This is a genomic window from Candidatus Diapherotrites archaeon (assembly GCA_016205145.1).
Taxonomy (GTDB): domain Archaea; phylum Iainarchaeota; class Iainarchaeia; order Iainarchaeales; family JACQJH01; genus JACQJH01.
On sequence record JACQJH010000002.1, the window covers coordinates 437429 to 455997 of the forward strand.

Below are 18569 nucleotides of genomic sequence, written 5' to 3' on the forward strand. Positions count from 1 at the left end.
CTATGCAGATTAGCGATTTTTCCGTCCGGCCGTGCCGCGGCTCCGCGGCATTGGAGTTCATTCCGAAGAAAAAGCCCGCCGGCGGGCTGGATGGCATGGCGGAAAGGCTTCGGGAAAAGGGTGCGAGCGTTGAAATGGAAACCCCTTTCGTCGTCATGGCAAAATTTGAAGGCCTGGAATTCAGCTTTTACAAAAGCGGGAAAATCATAGTGAAAGGCGAAAAAAACGAGGCGAAGGCCAGGAAAGCCCTTCAAAGAATCCTGTGAAAAAATGACAAGCCGAACCGCGCATTTAAATACATAAAAAGCCTATTTTTGATAAAAATAATTTTATTTTGGGGGTTGGTTTGATGGATATTGCGGGGGCTTTCAAAAAGCCGTTTTCGGACATAACAAAACTTGCAATAGGCATAATCGTTTCATTGATTCCGATAGTCAACATTCTGCTGCTGCCGGGCTATCTTTTCAGGGTTGCCGTGAACTCTACAAAAGGCAAACCGGGATTGCCGGAGTGGAGTGACCCGGTCGGCCTGGTTGTCAGGAGCTTAAAGCTTATCGTGCTGATGATAATATACTATATTCCGGCAATCATTGTCGGCGCAATCGGCGTCGGCGCGGCAATTTCCGCGATACTGGCGAATCCCGGAAACATACTGAATTCAATGACTACTGCGATTGCCGCAGGCGGCGTGTTCATATTGCTGGCGTTGCTGCTTGCATTGCTCGGCGGATTGTTCGGAACCTCTGCCATGCTTCTGGCCGCGAGGACCAACAGAATCGGCGACGGCCTGAAATTCGGCGAGGCCGTAAAGAATTTTTTCAGGCTCAGGTTCATTGCCGCCCTGGCCATAGTGCTCATTATTGCGGTGATAATCAACGTGGTTTTGGGAGTAATTCCGGTTGTCGGCTGGGTTCTTGCATTGCTGCTTGTTTTCCCGCTCCAGACCGCGTACATCACAATCCTTGCGGAAGGCTACAACTGAGCCTTCCCCTTTTTTCTTCTTTTTCTTGTTTTTTCTTTTTTTTCGTTTCTGGCAAACAAATTTAAACGGCTCCTGACACAAATCCCTTCTGGCGGTCAAATGCGCATAGGCAAGTTTTTCGGCATTCCAATCGAACTGCATTCGTCGTTCATCCTTCTGATCGCGGTAATCGCCTTAGTGCTCGCGTTTTTTTCGCCTGACCGGTTCACGCAGACGCTTTTGCTTTTGTTTTTCCTGTTCCTGTCGGTTCTGCTGCACGAATTGTGCCATAGCATTGTCGCAACGGAACTCGGCTACAAAGTGCAGAAAATAATCCTTTTGCCCATCGGGGGGGTTGCGATGACGGAAACCATGCCGAAAAAGCCGAAAGAGGAATTCCTGGTCGCGATTGCCGGGCCGGCATTCAACTTCATTGTAGTGCTGGCAGTGCTGTTCGCGGTTGCCGCGTTCAACCTGCCTTTTCCAAAGGAAATAGCCGCGGAAAAGCTTGAGGAATACGTGCTCAACTTTCCCCTGTTCGGCCTTGTCTGGGTCAATTTCATTCTCGGCGCATTCAACCTTTTCACCCCGGCACTGCCGCTGGACGGCGGAAGGGTGTTCAGGGCAATCCTCGCGAAATTCGTGGGATTCAACCGCGCCACGAAAATTGTCGGCAAAGTCAGCTCGTTCGTTGCAATCGCGCTGTTTTTGGTCGGCATCCTCTACGCCGATTTCATAATCGCAATCATCGCGGTTTTCATCTACCTGGGCTCGAAGCAGGAAACCGAAAGCGTTTCGGTTTCGGAAAATCTTGAAAAGATAAGCGTTTCAGGCATTGTCAGAAAAAAGCCTTTTTTGGTCAAGGGCAGTGAGACCGTTGAAAAGGCGTTTGAAAAAATGCTGGAGCTGAATGAAACCGCAGCGCTCGTGAAATTGGGAAAAGGCTTCGGAATTCTCACGCTTGAAGGCGTCAGAAACGTGCCGGAAACAAGGCGCTGGGACACTCCTGCTGAAAAGGCCTGCTTTCACGTTCCCGCGGTTGCAAGGAATGCCGATGCCGCTGCATTGTTTTCGCAGGCGAACGCGAAAGGCATTCCGATGTTCCCTGTTGCGGAAAAGGGCAGGCTTTTGGGCGTGGTTTTCCGCGAGGACCTCGAAAAACTGTACGCTTTGAGGCTCGCGGCGAACAGCAAAAAGTAAAAAAGGCATCGGCGGGCTAAATTGTTTTAACACAAGCCTGCCCGGAAGGCAGAGGGTTCGAGTGCAACGAGAACCCTCAACGCGCACAAGCCGGGCGTTCGGCTTTGCAGGGATGGCTGAGTTCGGTTAAAGGCACCACGCTCGAGCGGATTTTATGGTCTAGGGCAACGTGGAGCCTCGCAAGAGGCACGTGGGTTCAAATCCCACTCCCTGCGAATCAAATAAAATTAAAAAAAGAAAAAGCCAAGGGTTGCTTATGGACGAAGACTGCGTTTTCTGCAGGATTGTGAAAGGCGAGATTCCGAGCGTGAAGCTCTTTGAAAACGGGTCCATTCTCGCGTTCCTGGACATAATGCCCGCGGCAAAAGGCCATTGCCTCGTCATCCCGAAAAAACACCACTCAAGGATAATCGGCGTGCCGCACGATGACCTGAAAGAAATCATGCTTTGCGTGCAGAAAATTGGCGCGGCGCAGATGTCGGCTTTGGGCGCGGACGGATTCAATGTCCTACAGTCGAACGGCGAGGCCGCCGGCCAGGTCATTCCGCACGTGCATTTCCACGTGATTCCGCGCAGGAAAGACGACAAACTTGACTTTTCCTGGGTGCAGAACAGGGAAGAAAAAGAGGAACTTGAACGCTATTGCAGGCTGCTTAAGGAACAGATCTAAACCGCGGAGGGGGACACCCCCTCCCCAGTTTTAAGGTAATCCTGACCCACCCCCGCTACTAAGCAACGGGCAAAATCAAATCTCCTTCCACGTTCCGCCGCAGTAATTGGTGATTTTTTCGCAGATTTCCTTCAAGGCGTTTTTGCAGTAATCGTCTGACATCAGATTGTTGCCCTGCACGTACAAAACAATGTGCCTTGTGCCGTTGTCGACCTTTGTGTGCTCGCACTGCTTTTCGTCAAGCCAGCAGATTACTTCCTTCGAGTCTTCAACCGCAAAGCCGCCTTTCGGGATTTCCTTTTTCGCCTGCGAGCCAAGCGGGGTGTAAGGCGTTTTGCCATCATAAATCCTGAAGCGGATGTCGCCTGAAAGCTTGCTTATGTCGTGCGCTCCCACGACAACCTTGCGCCGCAATGAAACCAGGTTGTATGCATCCACCGCAGTGTTGATCTGCGGGAGTTTGCCCTGCACTTTCACCTGCTCGACAAGGTTGCGGACGGAATTCGTCACGTTTGAAATGCCAAGGCGGTCGTAAACTTTTTCGTATTCGCGTATCAGGTTGTTCGCTTCCGGCGACGACAAATCGGTTTTTTCGGCCGCATCCTTTTTTTCGCGCTCCAGGCCGGAATGCTTGTTCTTGATTTTCGCGTTTTCGACGACGGCGGAAAAGACTTTCAGGCCCAAGCCCATAACGTCCTTGTCGACTACGACTTTTATTGGCCGCGCAGTTTCAACTTTTTCCTCGAACTTCATTTTCTGGAAAAGCACTTCGCCTTTTTTTGTCTTCGCGCCCGCTTTGAGCAGATTGAATTTCGTGTCCTTCCACAGGCCAGCCTTCACGCCCAATTGCGCGTTGATTTTGCCGCTTGTCTCCGGCATGAAAGGGGAAATTAGAATTGAAATTATGCGCAGGGAATCTGCAAGGGAGTAAAGCGTTTCGTCAAGCTGTTTGCCGGACTGCTTCCAGGGCTCGCGCTCGTTAATGAACTTGTTGCAGGAGCCCATGAAAGCGAAGGTTTCGTTCAGCGCCTCGTGGAACTCGAATGCGTCCATCTTTTCTTGGATTTTTTTCAGGTTCAGGCTTTTCTGGAGGCCTGCATTGGTTTTGGATTTCGGTATTTTGCCCGCATGGTATTTTTCAAGCATGACTATTGTCCTGTTCAGCAGGTTGCCCAGTTCGTTTGCCAGCTCGTTGTTTATGCGTTCAACCAGCGCCTGCTCGGAAAAACTTCCGTCCTGGCCGAAAGGTATTTCGCGCATCAGGTAATATCGCACCGCGTCAACCGGATAGCGCTGAACCAATTCCAGGGGGTCTATGACATTGCCCAGGGACTTTGACATTTTTTCGCCCGAAGCGGTGTTGATGAAGCCGTGCACCCAGACCTGTTTCGGCGGCGCAATGCCCATGGACTTGAGCATTGAAAACCAGATGGCAGAGTGGAACCAGACAATGTCGACGCCGATGTTTTGCACGTTTGCCGGCCAGAAGGTTTTGAAGTTTTTGTCAGGCCAGCCTACGCCGGTGAGATAGTTGACGAGGGCATCCCACCAGACGTAAATTGTGTGTTTTTTGTCGTTGGGCAACGGAATGCCCCAGCTGAAAGAAGTGCGTGAAACGGACAAGTCGCGCAAAGGCTCGGCTTTGATGCGGTTGAGGATTTCAAGGCGTTTGCCTTCCGGCCGCACGATTTCAGGATTTTTTTCAAGCAGGTCAACCAGGTATTTCTGGTATTTTGCCATGCGGAAAAAATAGCTTGGCTCGGAAACGGGTTCTGCGGACACCTTGTGCATTTTGCACTTGCCGTCAGCAAGGTCCTTTTCGAGATAGAATGCTTCGCATTGCGCGCAGTAAAGGCCCTCGTACTTGCCCAGGTAAATGTCGCCGTTGTCGAGCGCGAGCTTGAACAGCTGCCGGCACTTCTTTTCGTGGTCCTTGTCCGTGGTGCGGATGAAGCGGTCGAAGGAAAAATTCCAGGCATTGCACAGGGCCTTGAAGTGAACGGACATTTCGTCGACGTATTGCTTGGGCGGCTTGCCGGCGGCTTCCGCTTTTCTTTGGATTTTCTGGCCGTGCTCGTCCGTGCCCGTCAGGAAGAAAACCTTTTCGCCGAGCAGGCGGTGGTACCTCGCCTGGACGTCCGCGCACGTCTTTTCATAGGCGTGGCCGAAGATGGGGCTTGCTGGAAGGATAATCAATTGCAGTCGTCACGTAAAAGGTTTTTCCCGCCATAAGCCGCTTCACCTTGACTTAAATTATGCCTGCAAAAATAATAAATAGGTGCTTTTGCGGGCGAGAGCTGGCAGAAGCCGTCAGCCCGTTTCCTCGAAGTCAAGGCAGACCGAATTGATGCAATAGCGTTTTCCGGTTTTTGTCGGGCCGTCGTCGAAGACGTGGCCGAGATGCGAGCCGCATTTGGCGCAAACCGCTTCGGTGCGGCCAAGGCCGAAGCTTTCGTCGCGTTCAAGTTTTACCGCGCCTTTTTTGGCCTGGTCGAAGCTCGGCCAGCCCGTGCCGGAGTCAAACTTCGTGCCCGACTCGAACAAGACGCTGCCGCAGGCCTTGCATTTGTAATCGCCTTTTTTCCGGTTGTGCAGCAGCTTTCCGGTGAAAGGCATTTCAGTGCCCTTTTCGCGCAAAACGCGGAATTCTTCGCCTGAAAGTTTTTTCCTCAGCCCAGCATCGGACAATTTTTCCGCCATTATTTTCACCAATGATGCAATTGTGTTTTTCCGGCTTTTAAGGTTTTTTCCTGATTAAGCCAAATTTCAGTCCGGGCGGGAACGGAAAAGATTGGGAAAAAAGTATTTATTCGTCTGCGCGTAAATTTTCTTTGGAATGAAATTGGCGAAAACCGAAAAGGCTGTTTTTGCGGCAGGCTGCTTCTGGGGAGTCGAAGACCTTTTTTCAAAGGTTCCGGGAGTGAAGGGCACGCGCGCGGGCTACACCGGGGGGCATACCGCCAATCCAAGCTATGAGCAGGTTTGCTCGGACAGGACGGGGCATGCGGAAGCGGTTGAAGTCGAATTCGACCCCGCCAAGGTCAGCTATGAAAAACTGCTTGAATTGTTCTGGAAACTCCACGACCCGACGCAGGAAAACAGGCAGGGCCCGGATGTTGGCTCGCAGTACCGGTCCGCGGTATTCTATCACAACGAAAAGCAGAAAGCGGCCGCGGAAAAATCTAAAAAAGCGCTTGAAAAGTCCGGCAAATTCGGCAAGCCAATCATGACGCAAATCGTCGCCGCAAAGGAATTTTTCGAAGCCGAAGATTACCACCAGAAATACATGCAGAAGCACAGGAATGCTGTGTGCTGAATCAGATTTTACGGCGAAACTGACCCGATAAATCTTCAGGGGATTCCGGAAAATTTGGATTCACGTATTCAGTCATTACCCGGACAATATGCCGGTTTAATATTTCAAGCGGGCCTCTTCCGCCAACCGCCCGCATAATTAACATAGCATTAGCATGCGCAGCAAACTGCAACAGAATAACCCTCAGGTTATTCTCCCTGGCTTTCAAAACGACACCCGGCCCGCTTTCCCTGAGTTCAGCCGCCGCCCTACAAACAGCAAGCTCAGAATCAAGCGCGGCCTCAAGCTCTGAAAGAGCACCGCCGTCCAACTGTAATTCTTGTGCCAGAAATTCCCTGTGTTCTGACAGTTGATTATGTAAATCTTCAAATATTTTAAGAGCTTCCTGGACATTAATCCTGCCATTGGCGTTGGCTATGTTCAATTGGTCAACGATTCGCATACGCTTTGCATTCAGAGTTTCGGCCATTTGCCTGTCCGCTTCAGGGATGTTGCGCATCCCGCCAACAAGAAAACGGAAAAGCTCCAGTTTAACCAGATCACGTGCAGGTTTCCCGGATACCTGAAGACTTTCAGCATATTCTGACAAGACGCCGATTGTTTCTTGGGGGGTCGGCAAATGCAATTCGTGCCGCGGGAACCCTTCAAGCCGGTTATGTTCTGGAACTTTCCCACGGCGTTTGCCCCCTTCTGGTTCTGGCTTGTCTGGACGCACGAAAATTTATTAGAAGAAAGACATATTTAAGCATTCCATGCCTTCAAAAATGATTTTGAACCTTTCAAGGCAAGGTTAAAAAAGTTACAAGACGGTATTTTATTGAAGGGGGAATATGAGGATGCTGTTTGATTCTGAAGCGAAAGAGCACAGGAAAAAAGAACATGGCGTTGACGAGCTGTTTATTGGCAGGTGGTCGCCGAGGGCTTTTTCGGACGAAAAGCTCGACCACAAAACGGTGTTGAAGCTTTTGGAGGCCGCGCGCTGGTCGCCGAGCTCTTACAACGAGCAGCCGTGGCGCATAATCTTTGCGGCAAGCGAAAAGGACAGGAAAATTTTCGCTGAATGCCTTATGGAAGGAAACCGCGGCTGGGCGTCAAAGGCGCCCTTGCTTGTCTGCATTGCCGGAAAAAAGCTGTCGGACGTGACTGGCGGGCCGAACAACAAGTACGCGTTCGACTGCGGGGCTGCGGCATTGTCGATTGACTTGCAGGCAAGAATGCTCGGATTGTACACGCATTCGATGGGCGGGTTTGACGCGAAAACTACGGCAAAACTGCTGGAAATACCGGATGGCTTCGAGCCAATCGTGTTTGTGGCGGTCGGAAAGCGCGGGAACAAAAAGGATTTGCCGCAGATGCTGCAGGAAAGGGAGAATCCGAGCCAGCGCAAAAAATTCGAAGAGATTGCGTTCGAGGGAAAGTTCAAGGGATGAAGAAAAATGTCCTTGACTCCGAGCGATTATTTCAAAGTCAAGCCCGGCGAAAAGGCGCCGGATTTTTCCCTGCCCGCGACTGACGGCAAATCGTATTCGCTGAAAAGCTTTGCCGGCAAAAAGGCTTTGCTTGTCATTTTCATCTGCAACCACTGCCCTTATGTGAAGCCAAAGTTTTCAAAGCTCATTGAACTGCAGGCAAAATACGGCGGAAAAGGATTGCAAGTAGCGGGCATCTGCGCTAACGATGCCGAGGATTACCCGGAAGACAATTTCGTGAACATGAAAAAGGAAGTGAAAAAGCGCGGCATAAATTTCGTTTATTTGCGCGATGAAAGCCAGGAAACTGCAAAGGCTTACGGCGCGGGCTGCACTCCCGACCCTTTTCTCTTTGACGCTGAACAAAAACTTGTTTACCATGGCCGCATTGATGACGCGCATGGCAAGCCGCACGAAGAGGCTGCAACAAACGAGCTGGAAGAAGCCATTCAGCAGGTTCTGGCCGGGAAAAAGGTTTCAGTGAAAGCCGAGCCGAGCCTCGGGTGCAGCATCAAATGGAAAAAAACCTGAATTTTCGGGCGGAAAAAAAAGGCCAACTATCATTTTTATATTTTGGAAATCTTTTTCCGGCGGCAAAACCGGTTCGGATTTGTAAGCTGGAATGCATAATAAGTTCAAGGCAATAAGTATTCTGGTTGGAAAAAAAAGCGCTTTTTTGCCTCAGGCCGGACAAATTCTTTCTCCCAACGCGCGGCTGGCGAAAAAAGGCTTTTTTGCAAGGTATGCGGGGTTGCGAGCACAAAGTGCGAGCCAGCGCTATGCGAGCAAAGCGAGCATAGTGCGTCGGACCAGCCGGACGAAACCGGCTGAGGGGAAATGCACTCTAGCGACTGCATTTTTAAGCCGGAAGACGGCGTTTTGTTTTGGGGGAATGCCTTTTGGAACTGGATTTTGAGGAAATCGAGAATTCCGGCCAGAATCCTTATGCGGAAAAGCTGGAAGCGTTTTTCGGCTCGGTTTACAGGAAAAACGTCGAAAGGCTTGTGGGCGAGTACCCTGAAAACAGGTCCCTGCTAGTCGACTTCAAGGAGCTTGAAAAGTTCGATTTCCAGCTGGCAGACGATTTGCTTGACAACCCCGATTATGTCATCGAGGCCGCCAAAAGCGCGCTGTCGCGCATCGACGTGCCCGCGCTTGAAATCGAAAAATTCGAGCCGCACATACGCTTTTTCAACCTGCCCAAGGACAGGAAGTTCCTCATCCGGGACATCAGCGCCGACCATTTGGGCAAAATGATTGCGGTCGAAGGCATCATCAGGCAGATTACCGACGTTTTGCCCAAACTGAAGACCGCGGCCTGGCAGTGCAGGCGGTGCGGCAATGTTTACAAGAAAGAGCAGGGCCTGCACAAGGTTGTGACTCCGGCTGTCTGCCAGTGCAAGCAGCGCGACTTCGAACTGCTGGCGGAGCAGAGCATTTTCATTGACTACCAGAAAATCGAGATCCAGGAGTCATTGGAGAACATCAAGGGCAACGAGCAGGCGCAGAACATAACAATTTACGTTTCAAACGACATGGTGAACAGGGTAACGGCGGGAGACAGGACGCTTTTTGTCGGAATGCTGAGGCTCTCCCATCCGGACGACAAGAAAACCATTTACGGCAGGTTCCTTGACGCAACCTATTTGGAGGAAACCCAGAAGGAATTCATGGAAGTCGAGGTTTCGCCTGAAGAGGAAAAGGAAATCAGGGAGCTTGCAAAGGATCCGAAGATTTACGACAAGCTTATTGCATCGCTTGCGCCCGGGATTTACGGCCACGAAATGGTCAAGGAAGCGATTGTCATGCAGTTGTTCGGCGGAGTCAAAAAGGTTCTGCCCGGCCAGCAGCAAATCAGGGGAAACATCCACGTCCTGCTGGTAGGCGACCCGGGCGCGGCAAAGTCGACAATACTGCTTGCAACCAACCGCATTGCGCCAAAATCTATTTACGTTGCGGGAAAGACAGCGACCGGCGCGGGCCTCAGTGCAACGGCAGTCAAGGACGAATTCGGCGAAGGCGGCTGGACTTTGAAGGCAGGCGTATTGGTTCTGGCTTCGGGTGGGTTGGCAGCAGTGGACGAGTTTGACAAGATGGAGACAGAGGACAGGAGCGCAATGCACGAAGCCCTTGAACAGCAGCAAATCAGCGTGGCAAAGGCAGGCATTGTGACAAGGTTCAAGTCCGACACAAGCGTTCTTGCCGCGGCAAACCCCAAATTTGCAAGGTTCGACCCATATCAGCCGTTCATCTCACAGATCGACCTGCCGGCAACGCTCATTTCACGGTTCGATTTGTTTTTCATGATCCGCGACGTCCTGGACAGGCAGCGCGACGAGGAAATCACGGCGCACATACTCAAAACCCATCATGCAGGCGAGGCCCTGCTGCAGGCGAAATCAAAGGGCGAATCGCTTGCAAAATCCGAGCTTGAGGAAATCGAAAAGGTTTCAACCCCGCCCATCAGCGGCGAACTGTTCAAAAAATTCGTTTCATACGCGCGCCAGACAATGTTCCCTGTGCTGTCAAAGGACGCGGTTGAAATGATTTCAGAGTTTTATGTCAATTTGAGGAGCGAAGGCAAAAAGGACGGCAGTTATACCGCAACGCACAGGCAGTTGGAAGGCCTTGTCAGGCTGTCGGAGGCATCCGCAAAAATCAGGCTGTCCGACACCGTCGACAAGGAGGATGCGGCGCGCGCAATCAGGCTGGTGCGCACAAGCCTTGAAAACGTCGTGACTGACCCGGAGACGGGCAAGATTGACATTGACATCATCACAAGCGGGCAGACGCACACAAAGCTTACGAACATGAAAAAGGTTTTGCAGATAATCAAGGAAAAGTCCGTTGACCTGGACATGGTGCCGATCGACGACATCGTTTCGGAAGCCGAAATCCAGGGAATAAGCAAGGAAAAAACAATGGACATCATTTCGGAACTGGACAAGAAAGGCGAAATCTACAAGCCGAGGCACCACTTTGTCAAGCCGACGCAGAAGAGCTGAAGGCGGGCGAAAGCGAGCCTGTTCGGTTGAGCCTATGCTCAACCGGGCGTCGAACCAGCCGGACGAAACCGGCGTGTCAAATTGCTCCAAAGGCAAAAGCCGTATTAGAGAAAAATGTTCCACTACTTCCAATACAACCGCGACAAATTCTTGAAACACTACCACGCAAGAAGCAATGTAGAAACCACGTTCATGGCCTTAAAAACCAAATTCAACGACTGCCTAAAAAGCAAAACAAAGGCCGCACAAGTCAACGAGCTACTGCTCAAAGTTCTATGCTTCAATATCGTGCAAGTAATACACGAAACAAACGAATTAGGCATAAAAACAGATTGAAACCTTATATGAACATGGCAAGAGAAACAGAACGAAAAGCAATTGAGTTCGTTCTACAATACGAGAAAGAACAGGGCAGAACCCCCAAAGAACTTAAACAAGGGCACGGATACGATGTGGATTCAAATGACCGCCAAATTGAAGTCAAAGGACAGGGCGAAGATAACCCGCAATTCGTTCTTTTGAATGAACACAACATCAAGGCAATGCAACGAGAACCAAATTGGTATCTTTACATAGTTTATGGGATAAAAAACTATAATCCAAAAATAAAGATTTTCCAGAAGCCGGAAGTTCTTGAACGTGCCAAATTTTCTATTACCTGGGAAGTTCCATTAAGGAAAGCCGATTTGCAATAGGGAATTTTTATGTCAGAAATTAAATTTGAAATAGAAGCTTCTTTTGCAAATGATTTGAAAGTCTACCTTCAAAACGAGGGTATTCGCGCTGAAACTGAATTTGAATTGTCAGAACAGGAAATTATTCGATTTGCATTAATTGCAATTGATTGGGGGCAGCGCATAGTTTTTGTGCTTTCCTTGCTTAAATGGCTCGCCGAAAAAAGAAATCAGGAAGAACACCCAAAATTTAAACTGCATTACGACGGAGAGATAATAACTGAATTTGATGCGCTCCGCGAGCATTTAAAACGCAAAGGAATCCTAAAATAACCATTGTGCAAGTATTCAAATTTCTGTATAAGCCCAAACAAGGATTTCTTACACAAAGCTGCGCAAAGCTAAAATATTAAATCCTTGAAAGCCGTTAGTTTACTGTTTTACAGATGAACAAGGAGCTTTTGGCGCGGCTTGTACTCCTGTTTGTCGTGACGCAGGCGATCGGCCTGTTTGTCGCGGGCACGCTTGTAAGGGACGATGTCAAGGCAACGTTCATCACGGACAACCCTGATGACGTGGAAAACTCCGTCGGCCTCATTGTTTACATTCTTTTTTTCACCGCCTGCCTTCTGGTCGCAATAAGGTTTTTTGCCGGGCGCATAAGGCTGCTTTTCAGAGTAATCGAACTGCTCGCGGTGTTTGGAACCTCGGTCATAGTCTTTTCGGCTTTTTTTCCGGAGGCTGCATTGCACTTCGCTTTGCTTGTGCTGGCGCTCAAGCTTGCCGTTCCGGACAGCATTGCATTGCGAAACGCGACCGCCGTTATTGCGACTGCCGGCGCCGGAAGCCTTGTCGGCGTATCATTGGGGATTCTGCCGGTAATCGTTTTCATCGCCATCCTGTCGGTTTATGACCTCATCGCGGTTTTCGGAACAAAGCACATGATTGTCATGGCAAAGGCAATGACAAAGGAAAACGTTTCGTTCACTTTCGCCTTGCCCACCAAAGAGCACACTTTCGAGCTTGGCACGGGCGACATGGTCATTCCATTGGCATTCGCTTCCTCCGTGCTTGCGGCAAACGCCAAGGCAGTTGCATTCCCGCTGTCGTATGCAATGCCTGCATTGCTTTTGCTTGCCTCGCTTGCCGGCCTGCTGTGGACGATAAATTTCATTTCAAAGCGCGTGGGCATGGCCCTTCCCGCATTGCCGCCGCAGACAGTTTTGATGCTTGCGGTTTTCGTTGCAGGCAAGGCAATAGGATTATAAAAAAGGCGAAAGCACGCCCGCGCCGGCCGGACAAAAGCAGCTTACTCGGCCGTTCGCAGCAGCGGACGGCCCTGGTTTCGGACCAGCCGGACGAAACCGGCTTTTCAAAACAGCAGGCCTTTGAGCAGGGTTACGCTGTAATAGCCGGCGTAGGCAATTATAATGTATCTGACTGTCTTGCCGCTGATTGCAAGGGCTGCGAACTTCCTGAAATCGTAGCTTATCAGGCCGGCGGCAATGCCTATGACGTCGAAGCCCAGCGGCAGCAAGGCGCCGAAGAAGATTATGGGCGCGCCCTTTTCCTTTATGGTTTTTGTCATGCCAAGGATTTTCCTGAGATGCGGCTTGTCGAACTTTTCCAGGCCGACCGAGCTGGCTTTGCCGAGAAGGTAGCCCGTGCATTCGCCCAGGCCGGCGCCGATTCCGGCGAACAGGCCCAGCAGCAATGGGCTGAAAACCCCGAGATTGTTGAAATTGAACAGCGGCGCGGACGTAAAAATGAGTATTTCAATCGGCAGCGGAAAGATTATTGTGGCATTCGCTATGAGCGATGCGAGGAAAAAGCCCGGCAGGCCGTAAGTCTGGACAAGCGATGCGAGAAATGCCTCGAGGCCCATGCAACCGGATGAAAGTTTGGCTGGAAGCATTAAAATAGGTTTTGATGCAAGAATTTTTGGTTGAGTTCTGGAAGTGCCTGCATGGAATACGAGAAAATGCTTGACCGGCTTTACATGTCATTGCCGGAAAAAACGCTGTCAAAGGAAAGGTTCGAGGTGCCCGAAGCCTCTTCTTTCATCCAGGGCGCGAAGACAGTTGTCAGGAATTATTCGCAGTTGCTGAAAATCATGCGCCGCGAGGAAAAGCATCTGTTCAGGTTCATTGCCAAGGAAATCGGCACTGCCGCGAGCGTCGAGGGCGGCAGCCTTGTGCTGAACGGAAAGTTTTCGCAGGACCAGGTCAGAAAGCTTTTCATGGACTATTTCAAGACGTTTGTGCTGTGCCCGGAGTGCGGCAAGCCTGACACGCAGGTCATAGCCTGGCAGAGCGTAAGAGCGCTCAAATGCGAGGCTTGTGGTGCAGTAACGCCGGTAAAAGGATTGTGATTTTTTCTGTTCGGGCCGTGGAACAATGTTCCATAAAATCCACCGCAGCGTTTCCGGCGAGGTTCTGGCTGTCTGCGACAAGGATTTGTCCGGCAAGACCTTGGAGTTCGGCGAAATCTTTTTTGAGGTCAGGGAATCGTTTTACGGCAAGGAGCATTTGTCCGGGGAACGGCTTGCGGAATTGCTTGCGGAGTTCGGCAACGCCAACCTTGTCGGGGAAAAATGCGTGGGCATCGCGATAAAAGCGGGCTTTGCGTCAGAGGGCAACACTATTAGGATTAAAAACGTTCCACATTTACAGATTTTCAGGATTTGACTTTCTTATTTGATGTTTTGATTTTTTGGTTTGAGGCGAAAGATTTGGCTGCTGTTCAAGAAGACGAGGAGAACGAGTTCCGCAGGATAAGGCTGCCAAGGGAGCGCGATTTGGAGCAGTTCGGCCTGGTCATCCAGCTCATGGGAACCGACCAGATCAAGGTTTTGTGCGCGGACGGAAAGGAACGGCAGTGCAGGATCCCCGGAAAGCTGAAAAAAAGGGTGTGGATCAGGCAGAACGACATTGTCATAATAAAATTGTGGGATTTCCAGCCGTCGAAAGCGGACATTGTGTGGCGGTTTTTCGGCCACCAGACCGAGTATTTGAAGCGCGAGGGCAGGCTCAAGGGGCTGCCCGTCTGATTTTACTGTTTTTTGCCCCCATTCCATTTATGCACAAAAGTTTTTCCGAGGACAAGGTAATCAGCGAGGAGTCGCTGAGAAAGGTCTTTGAAAAGGTTTTCAACGAGCGCACCATGCGCTGCCTGTATTCGCTTGCCTCAAAAGGCTATTTCCAGAGCCTTGAATTCCAGGTCAATGACGGCAAGGAAGCGCACGTTTTCAGGGCAGTGGATGCGTCGGGAACGTTCCGCGCGGTTAAGATTTACAAGGTTGAAACCGCGGAATTCAATGCAATGGCGCAATACATCGAGGGCGACAGGCGGTTCATGCGCGTCAAAAAGGACAGGCGGAGCATTGTGTTCACGTGGGCGAAAAAGGAGTTCAGGAACCTGCAATTGCTCTCGGATGCAAAAGCGGACGTGCCATATCCTACTGCAGTGAAGGAAAACGTTCTGGTCATGGAGTTCATCGGAAAGGATGGGATTGCGGCGAAAAGCGTAAAGGAAGCGCCGCCAAAAAGCATTGAAAGCTTCCGCGAGGCAATGGTTGAATTCATGGCGAAGGCGTATTCCAAGGGTTTGGTGCATTCAGACCTGTCGGAATACAATGTCCTGAACAACGACGAAAAGTTTGTCGTTATCGACGTCGGGCAGGGCGTTCTCACCTCGCATCCGATGGCGGGCGAGTTTTTCAGGCGCGACGTGGAAAACATTGCCGGCTATATTTCCAATTGCGGCGAAAAGGTTTCGGCGGAAGATCTGACTGAAGAAGTGAGACGCAGGGCCAAATCACTAGGGTAAAAAATGCTTTGGGAAATGATGTTTTAATGCCTGAAGAACAGTTCGAGTCCTTTTTCGTGCCGAAGGAAAGGGTTGCCGTCATCATCGGGAAAAACGGCGTGACGAGGCGCAAAATCGAGTCCCTGACGGGAACAAAAATTTCGGTTGAAAGCGGAACCGGCGAGGTTTCGGTTGAAAGCGAAAAGACCGGGTTAAATTTTTATAATGCTTTGAATATTATTAGAGCGATTGCCCGGGGCTTTGCGCCCGAAAAGGCGTTCACCCTTGCCGACGATTCTTTCCTGCTGGAAATAATTCCGCTTGAGGACATCCTTGGAAAGTCCAAGAGTTCGCAGATAGCAAAAAAGGGCAGGATCATCGGCAGGAACGGCGCCGCAAGGAACATTCTCGAGGAAAAAACCGGTTGTTTCATATCGGTTTTCGGGAAAACCGTTGCCATAATCGGCCGGCCTGACGGGATTGAAAGGGCGAGAAAGGCGGTTGAAATGCTCCTGGAAGGGGCAAACCATTCAACGGTTTACAGGTTTTTGGACAGCAGGGCATTGGAAGAGCACAGGTTTGAATTGTAGGTGAGGGAATGGCGGAAGCTGATGCGGGCGTGAAGGGGAAGGCCGGAAAGGTGGCGGAGGAAGCCAATGTTTCCGCCGAAGACCTTGCCAAGGAATTCAAGGAGCATTCCGTCGCCGAATTTTTCAAAAAGAACAGGCAGATGCTCGGCCTCACGGGAAAAATCAAGACCCTCACAACAGTCGTCCACGAATACGTTTCAAACAGCCTGGACGCGTGCGAGTCCGCCAACATTCTGCCGGACATAACCGTCAAGCTTATCGAACTGGAAGAAGAGCATTACGAGCTTGTGGTGCAGGACAACGGGCCGGGCCTGACCAAGGAGACTGTCGGAAAGGCTTTGGGGCAGCTGCTTGCGGGCACGAAATTCCACAGGCTCATGCAGATGCGCGGCCAGCAGGGCATAGGCGCGTCCGGGTGCACAATGCTTTCGCTTGTCACCACTGGAAAACCAATTCAGGTCATCAGCGGCACCGGCAAGGGCAAGCCGTTTTTCGCGGAGCTCACGATTGACCCGAAAAAAAACGAGCCTAAGCTCATCAAGGTCGAGGACGTCGACAAGGATTTCCGCGGGCTCACAATCAAGGCTGTTTTCAAGGACATAAAATACCAGAAGAGCGAGGGAGGGCCCCTGGAATACATCCGCCGCACTGCCATTGCGAACCCGCATGCAAAGCTTGCCTTTGTCGACCCGTTCGGGGAAAAATTCGAATTCAACCGCACAATGAAGACCGTGCCGAAAAGGCCTGTCGAAGTGAAGCCGCACCCGAAAGGCGTTACTGTTGACGAACTGCTGACAATGGCGAAGGCGACGCAGGCACGCAAGGTCGTTTCATTCATCAAAAACGATTTCGACAGGACCGGTGAAAAAGCGGTTGAAGAAGTGCAGAACGCGGTTTCGTTCGACCTCAATACCGATCCCGCAAAGCTTTCTTGGGAGCAGGCCGAGGAAATAATCAAGGCGTTCCAGAAAATAAATTTCATTGCACCGACAACCGACGGCCTGAGGCCGATCGGAGAGGACCGCGTCATCGCTTCCCTGAAGAACATCGTCGAACCGGAATTTTTGGAAGTGAACACGCGCAGGCCCCAGGTTTACAAGGGCGGCTTCGCGTTCCAGGTCGAGGTTGGCTTAGCGTACGGCGGGAATGCGGGCAAGGCGAGCGAGGAAAAAACCGAGGACGGAAAAATTGTAAGGAAAGTCGAGGTCATGAGGTTTGCAAACAGGGTTCCATTGCTGTTCGATGCCGGAGGGTGCGCGCTGCAGAAGGCAGTGAACTCCATTGACTGGAAGCGCTATGGAATAAGGGATGCCGAGACTGCGCCTTTGACGATTTTCATCCACCTTGTATCCGTGCACATTCCCTACACGGGCGCGGGCAAGCAGGCGGTTTCGGACGAAGAGGAAATAATGGAGGAACTGCGGCTTGCGTTGATGGACGTCGGCAGGAAAACCTACAGGTTTGTCGCAAACCAGAGGCGCGAGGCGGAAAAACTGCAGAAAAAGAAAATCTTTTACAAATACGCTAAACAGGTTGCAATCGGCCTGTCCGAGCTGACGGGCAAAAATGTCGAGCCGATTGAAAAAAAACTGCACGACATTGTGCTGAAGAGGCTGAAGCTTGAGGACGAGCTTGAGGCTAAGGGCGAAAAGCTTGACGAGGAGCCACCGGAAGAAGAGGAAGGGAAGGCAAAGAAAAAGGGCAAGAAGGCGAAAAAGGGCGCGCTTGAAACGGTGAACGAAGATGACGAATAAGGACGAGGCGGTCATAAAAAAGCTCGGCGAAATGGGCGAGCAGATAATCAAGCAGGTCGACAAGGGCGAACAGCCGTCAGTCGATTTGCCGGTGAGGGCATTGAGCAACATTTATTTCGACAAGAAAAGCCGCACAATCAAGCTCGGCGACAAGACTTCGGCAAGGCAGTTCCTGAACATAGCGCACACGCGCAAGTTCATGCAGACCGTGCTTGTGGCATCCGAAATAAAAAAGGTCATCGGCCAGAAAGCCACAGTCAGCATCCGTGACCTCTATTATGCGTTGAAGCACACCATCGAGGGAACTAACGAGAACACTTTCGAGGAGCAGGGCGAATCAGACCCGATAATAGAGGACATCGAATCAAGCCTCAACCTTTTGCGCGAAGAGCTCCATCTTGCCGCTTCCTCAAAGGGTGTCATTGCGGGAAACATGACAATCAAGGACGGCAAGGACACAATCGATTTGACGAGGATGGGTTCCGGCGGCTGGGGCGTTCCGTCCAATGTCGAGCCGGACAAGGTCGAAATAAAGGACATCGACGCTGAATACGTTTTGTTCATTGAAAAAGATGCCGTCTGGAAAAGGTTCAACGAGGACGCATTCTGGAAAAAGCACAAGTGCATAATCATAACCGGAAGGGGCCAGCCTTCGAGAGCGGAGAGAAGGTTTGTGCAGAGGCTAAACCACGAGCACAACCTTCCGGTCTTTGCCTTGATGGACGCGGACCCGTGGGGAATGTACATTTATTCCGTGATAAAGCAGGGTTCCATCAGCCTGAGCTATTCCGAGGAAAAGCTTGCCACGCCGGAAACCAAATACATCGGCCTCACCGTCAAGGACGTTGAAACCTACAAGATTCCGAAGGAAGTGACAATCAAATTGAACCAGCTTGACGCCAAAAGGCTCAAGGAAATGGAAGGCTACGAATGGTTCAAGAAAAAGGAATGGCAGGAAGAATTCCAGAGAATGCGTGAAAAGGCCGTGAAGCTGGAACTCGAAGCGCTTTCCAAGAAAGGCATCAGGTTCATAACCGAAGAGTATCTGCCGAACAAGATGAAGCAGAAGGACTTCCTGCCATAGGTTCCGGCCTCACGCTGCGGCGGGAATAAAACTTTAAAA

The 18569-nt window shown here is 50.9% G+C and carries 22 protein-coding genes and 1 tRNA gene; 19 read left to right on the plus strand and 4 right to left on the minus strand.

Annotation, left to right across the window (positions count from 1 at the left end):
- The first annotated feature begins 2 nt into the window (after positions 1 to 2).
- The 5 genes from HY394_05570 (at position 3) to HY394_05590 (ending at position 2831) form a co-directional block, all read left to right on the plus strand.
- Entirely contained in the window at positions 3 to 266 is a 264-nt protein-coding gene (locus HY394_05570) for a hypothetical protein (protein MBI4053474.1), read from the plus strand.
- An 83-nt stretch (positions 267 to 349) separates the two neighbouring features.
- Positions 350 to 982 (plus strand): DUF4013 domain-containing protein, encoded by a 633-nt coding sequence (locus tag HY394_05575; GenBank protein MBI4053475.1) that lies wholly within the window; start codon positions 350 to 352, stop codon positions 980 to 982.
- 99 nt (positions 983 to 1081) lie between these two features.
- Entirely contained in the window at positions 1082 to 2161 is a 1080-nt protein-coding gene (locus HY394_05580; protein ID MBI4053476.1) for a M50 family metallopeptidase, read from the plus strand.
- Between the two features lie 106 nt (positions 2162 to 2267).
- Positions 2268 to 2376: transfer RNA gene (locus HY394_05585), tRNA-Ser, on the plus strand.
- Positions 2377 to 2417: 41 nt separating this feature from the next.
- On the plus strand, positions 2418 to 2831 hold the full coding sequence (locus HY394_05590; GenBank protein MBI4053477.1) for an HIT family protein: 414 nt from the start codon (positions 2418 to 2420) through the stop codon (positions 2829 to 2831).
- Between the two features lie 75 nt (positions 2832 to 2906).
- Here the strand turns inward: HY394_05590 and metG are convergent, their stop codons facing one another.
- Positions 2907 to 5027 carry a methionine--tRNA ligase gene (gene metG / locus HY394_05595; GenBank protein MBI4053478.1) on the minus strand — a complete coding sequence of 707 codons (2121 nt, stop codon included), beginning with the start codon at positions 5025 to 5027 and terminating at the stop codon, positions 2907 to 2909.
- A 114-nt stretch (positions 5028 to 5141) separates the two neighbouring features.
- On the minus strand, positions 5142 to 5531 hold the full coding sequence (gene msrB, locus HY394_05600; GenBank protein ID MBI4053479.1) for a peptide-methionine (R)-S-oxide reductase MsrB: 390 nt from the start codon (positions 5529 to 5531) through the stop codon (positions 5142 to 5144).
- 136 nt (positions 5532 to 5667) lie between these two features.
- Between msrB and msrA the strand changes: the two genes are divergently transcribed.
- Positions 5668 to 6147: a peptide-methionine (S)-S-oxide reductase MsrA gene (gene msrA, locus HY394_05605; GenBank protein MBI4053480.1), complete on the plus strand. Its 480-nt coding sequence runs from the start codon at positions 5668 to 5670 to the stop codon at positions 6145 to 6147.
- 1 nt (position 6148) lies between these two features.
- On the opposite strand, the gene HY394_05610 is transcribed toward msrA, so the two are convergent.
- Positions 6149 to 6862 (minus strand): hypothetical protein, encoded by a 714-nt coding sequence (locus tag HY394_05610; protein ID MBI4053481.1) that lies wholly within the window; start codon positions 6860 to 6862, stop codon positions 6149 to 6151.
- Between the two features lie 115 nt (positions 6863 to 6977).
- Here HY394_05610 and HY394_05615 point away from each other — a divergent pair, with 115 nt between their 5' ends.
- The 6 genes from HY394_05615 to HY394_05640 all read left to right on the plus strand — a co-directional run bounded on the left by HY394_05615 (position 6978) and on the right by HY394_05640 (position 12563).
- Positions 6978 to 7577 (plus strand): nitroreductase family protein, encoded by a 600-nt coding sequence (locus HY394_05615; GenBank protein ID MBI4053482.1) that lies wholly within the window; start codon positions 6978 to 6980, stop codon positions 7575 to 7577.
- Between the two features lie 6 nt (positions 7578 to 7583).
- Positions 7584 to 8147 (plus strand): thioredoxin family protein, encoded by a 564-nt coding sequence (locus HY394_05620; protein MBI4053483.1) that lies wholly within the window; start codon positions 7584 to 7586, stop codon positions 8145 to 8147.
- Between the two features lie 353 nt (positions 8148 to 8500).
- Complete coding sequence (locus tag HY394_05625) at positions 8501 to 10621, plus strand: minichromosome maintenance protein MCM (protein ID MBI4053484.1); 2121 nt, start codon at positions 8501 to 8503, stop codon at positions 10619 to 10621.
- 344 nt (positions 10622 to 10965) lie between these two features.
- Positions 10966 to 11316 (plus strand): DUF3883 domain-containing protein, encoded by a 351-nt coding sequence (locus HY394_05630; protein ID MBI4053485.1) that lies wholly within the window; start codon positions 10966 to 10968, stop codon positions 11314 to 11316.
- Between the two features lie 9 nt (positions 11317 to 11325).
- Positions 11326 to 11628, plus strand: a complete 303-nt coding sequence (locus HY394_05635; protein ID MBI4053486.1) for a hypothetical protein — start codon at positions 11326 to 11328, stop codon at positions 11626 to 11628.
- 113 nt (positions 11629 to 11741) lie between these two features.
- The gene (locus HY394_05640; GenBank protein ID MBI4053487.1) at positions 11742 to 12563 is read left to right on the plus strand and encodes a hypothetical protein; all 822 of its coding nucleotides are present in this window, start codon (positions 11742 to 11744) and stop codon (positions 12561 to 12563) included.
- Positions 12564 to 12667: 104 nt separating this feature from the next.
- Here HY394_05640 and HY394_05645 read toward each other — a convergent pair whose 3' ends face one another.
- Positions 12668 to 13210 (minus strand): VTT domain-containing protein, encoded by a 543-nt coding sequence (locus tag HY394_05645; protein MBI4053488.1) that lies wholly within the window; start codon positions 13208 to 13210, stop codon positions 12668 to 12670.
- 51 nt (positions 13211 to 13261) lie between these two features.
- Here HY394_05645 and HY394_05650 point away from each other — a divergent pair, with 51 nt between their 5' ends.
- The 7 genes from HY394_05650 to HY394_05680 are packed head-to-tail and all read left to right on the plus strand — an operon-like array spanning position 13262 to position 18530.
- The gene (locus HY394_05650) at positions 13262 to 13666 is read left to right on the plus strand and encodes a translation initiation factor IF-2 subunit beta (GenBank protein MBI4053489.1); all 405 of its coding nucleotides are present in this window, start codon (positions 13262 to 13264) and stop codon (positions 13664 to 13666) included.
- A 25-nt stretch (positions 13667 to 13691) separates the two neighbouring features.
- The gene (locus tag HY394_05655; GenBank protein MBI4053490.1) at positions 13692 to 13982 is read left to right on the plus strand and encodes a DUF424 family protein; all 291 of its coding nucleotides are present in this window, start codon (positions 13692 to 13694) and stop codon (positions 13980 to 13982) included.
- Positions 13983 to 14026: 44 nt separating this feature from the next.
- The gene (gene eif1A / locus HY394_05660; GenBank protein ID MBI4053491.1) at positions 14027 to 14344 is read left to right on the plus strand and encodes a translation initiation factor eIF-1A; all 318 of its coding nucleotides are present in this window, start codon (positions 14027 to 14029) and stop codon (positions 14342 to 14344) included.
- Positions 14345 to 14373: 29 nt separating this feature from the next.
- The gene (locus tag HY394_05665; GenBank protein MBI4053492.1) at positions 14374 to 15123 is read left to right on the plus strand and encodes a serine protein kinase RIO; all 750 of its coding nucleotides are present in this window, start codon (positions 14374 to 14376) and stop codon (positions 15121 to 15123) included.
- A 26-nt stretch (positions 15124 to 15149) separates the two neighbouring features.
- Positions 15150 to 15692, plus strand: coding sequence for an RNA-processing protein (locus HY394_05670; protein MBI4053493.1), 543 nt, complete (start codon positions 15150 to 15152; stop codon positions 15690 to 15692).
- A gap of 8 nt (positions 15693 to 15700) precedes the next feature.
- Positions 15701 to 17446 (plus strand): DNA topoisomerase VI subunit B, encoded by a 1746-nt coding sequence (top6B, locus tag HY394_05675; protein ID MBI4053494.1) that lies wholly within the window; start codon positions 15701 to 15703, stop codon positions 17444 to 17446.
- Complete coding sequence (locus tag HY394_05680) at positions 17436 to 18530, plus strand: DNA topoisomerase IV subunit A (GenBank protein MBI4053495.1); 1095 nt, start codon at positions 17436 to 17438, stop codon at positions 18528 to 18530. The genes top6B and HY394_05680 overlap by 11 nt, the downstream gene beginning before the upstream one ends.
- Positions 18531 to 18569: the final 39 nt, after the last annotated feature.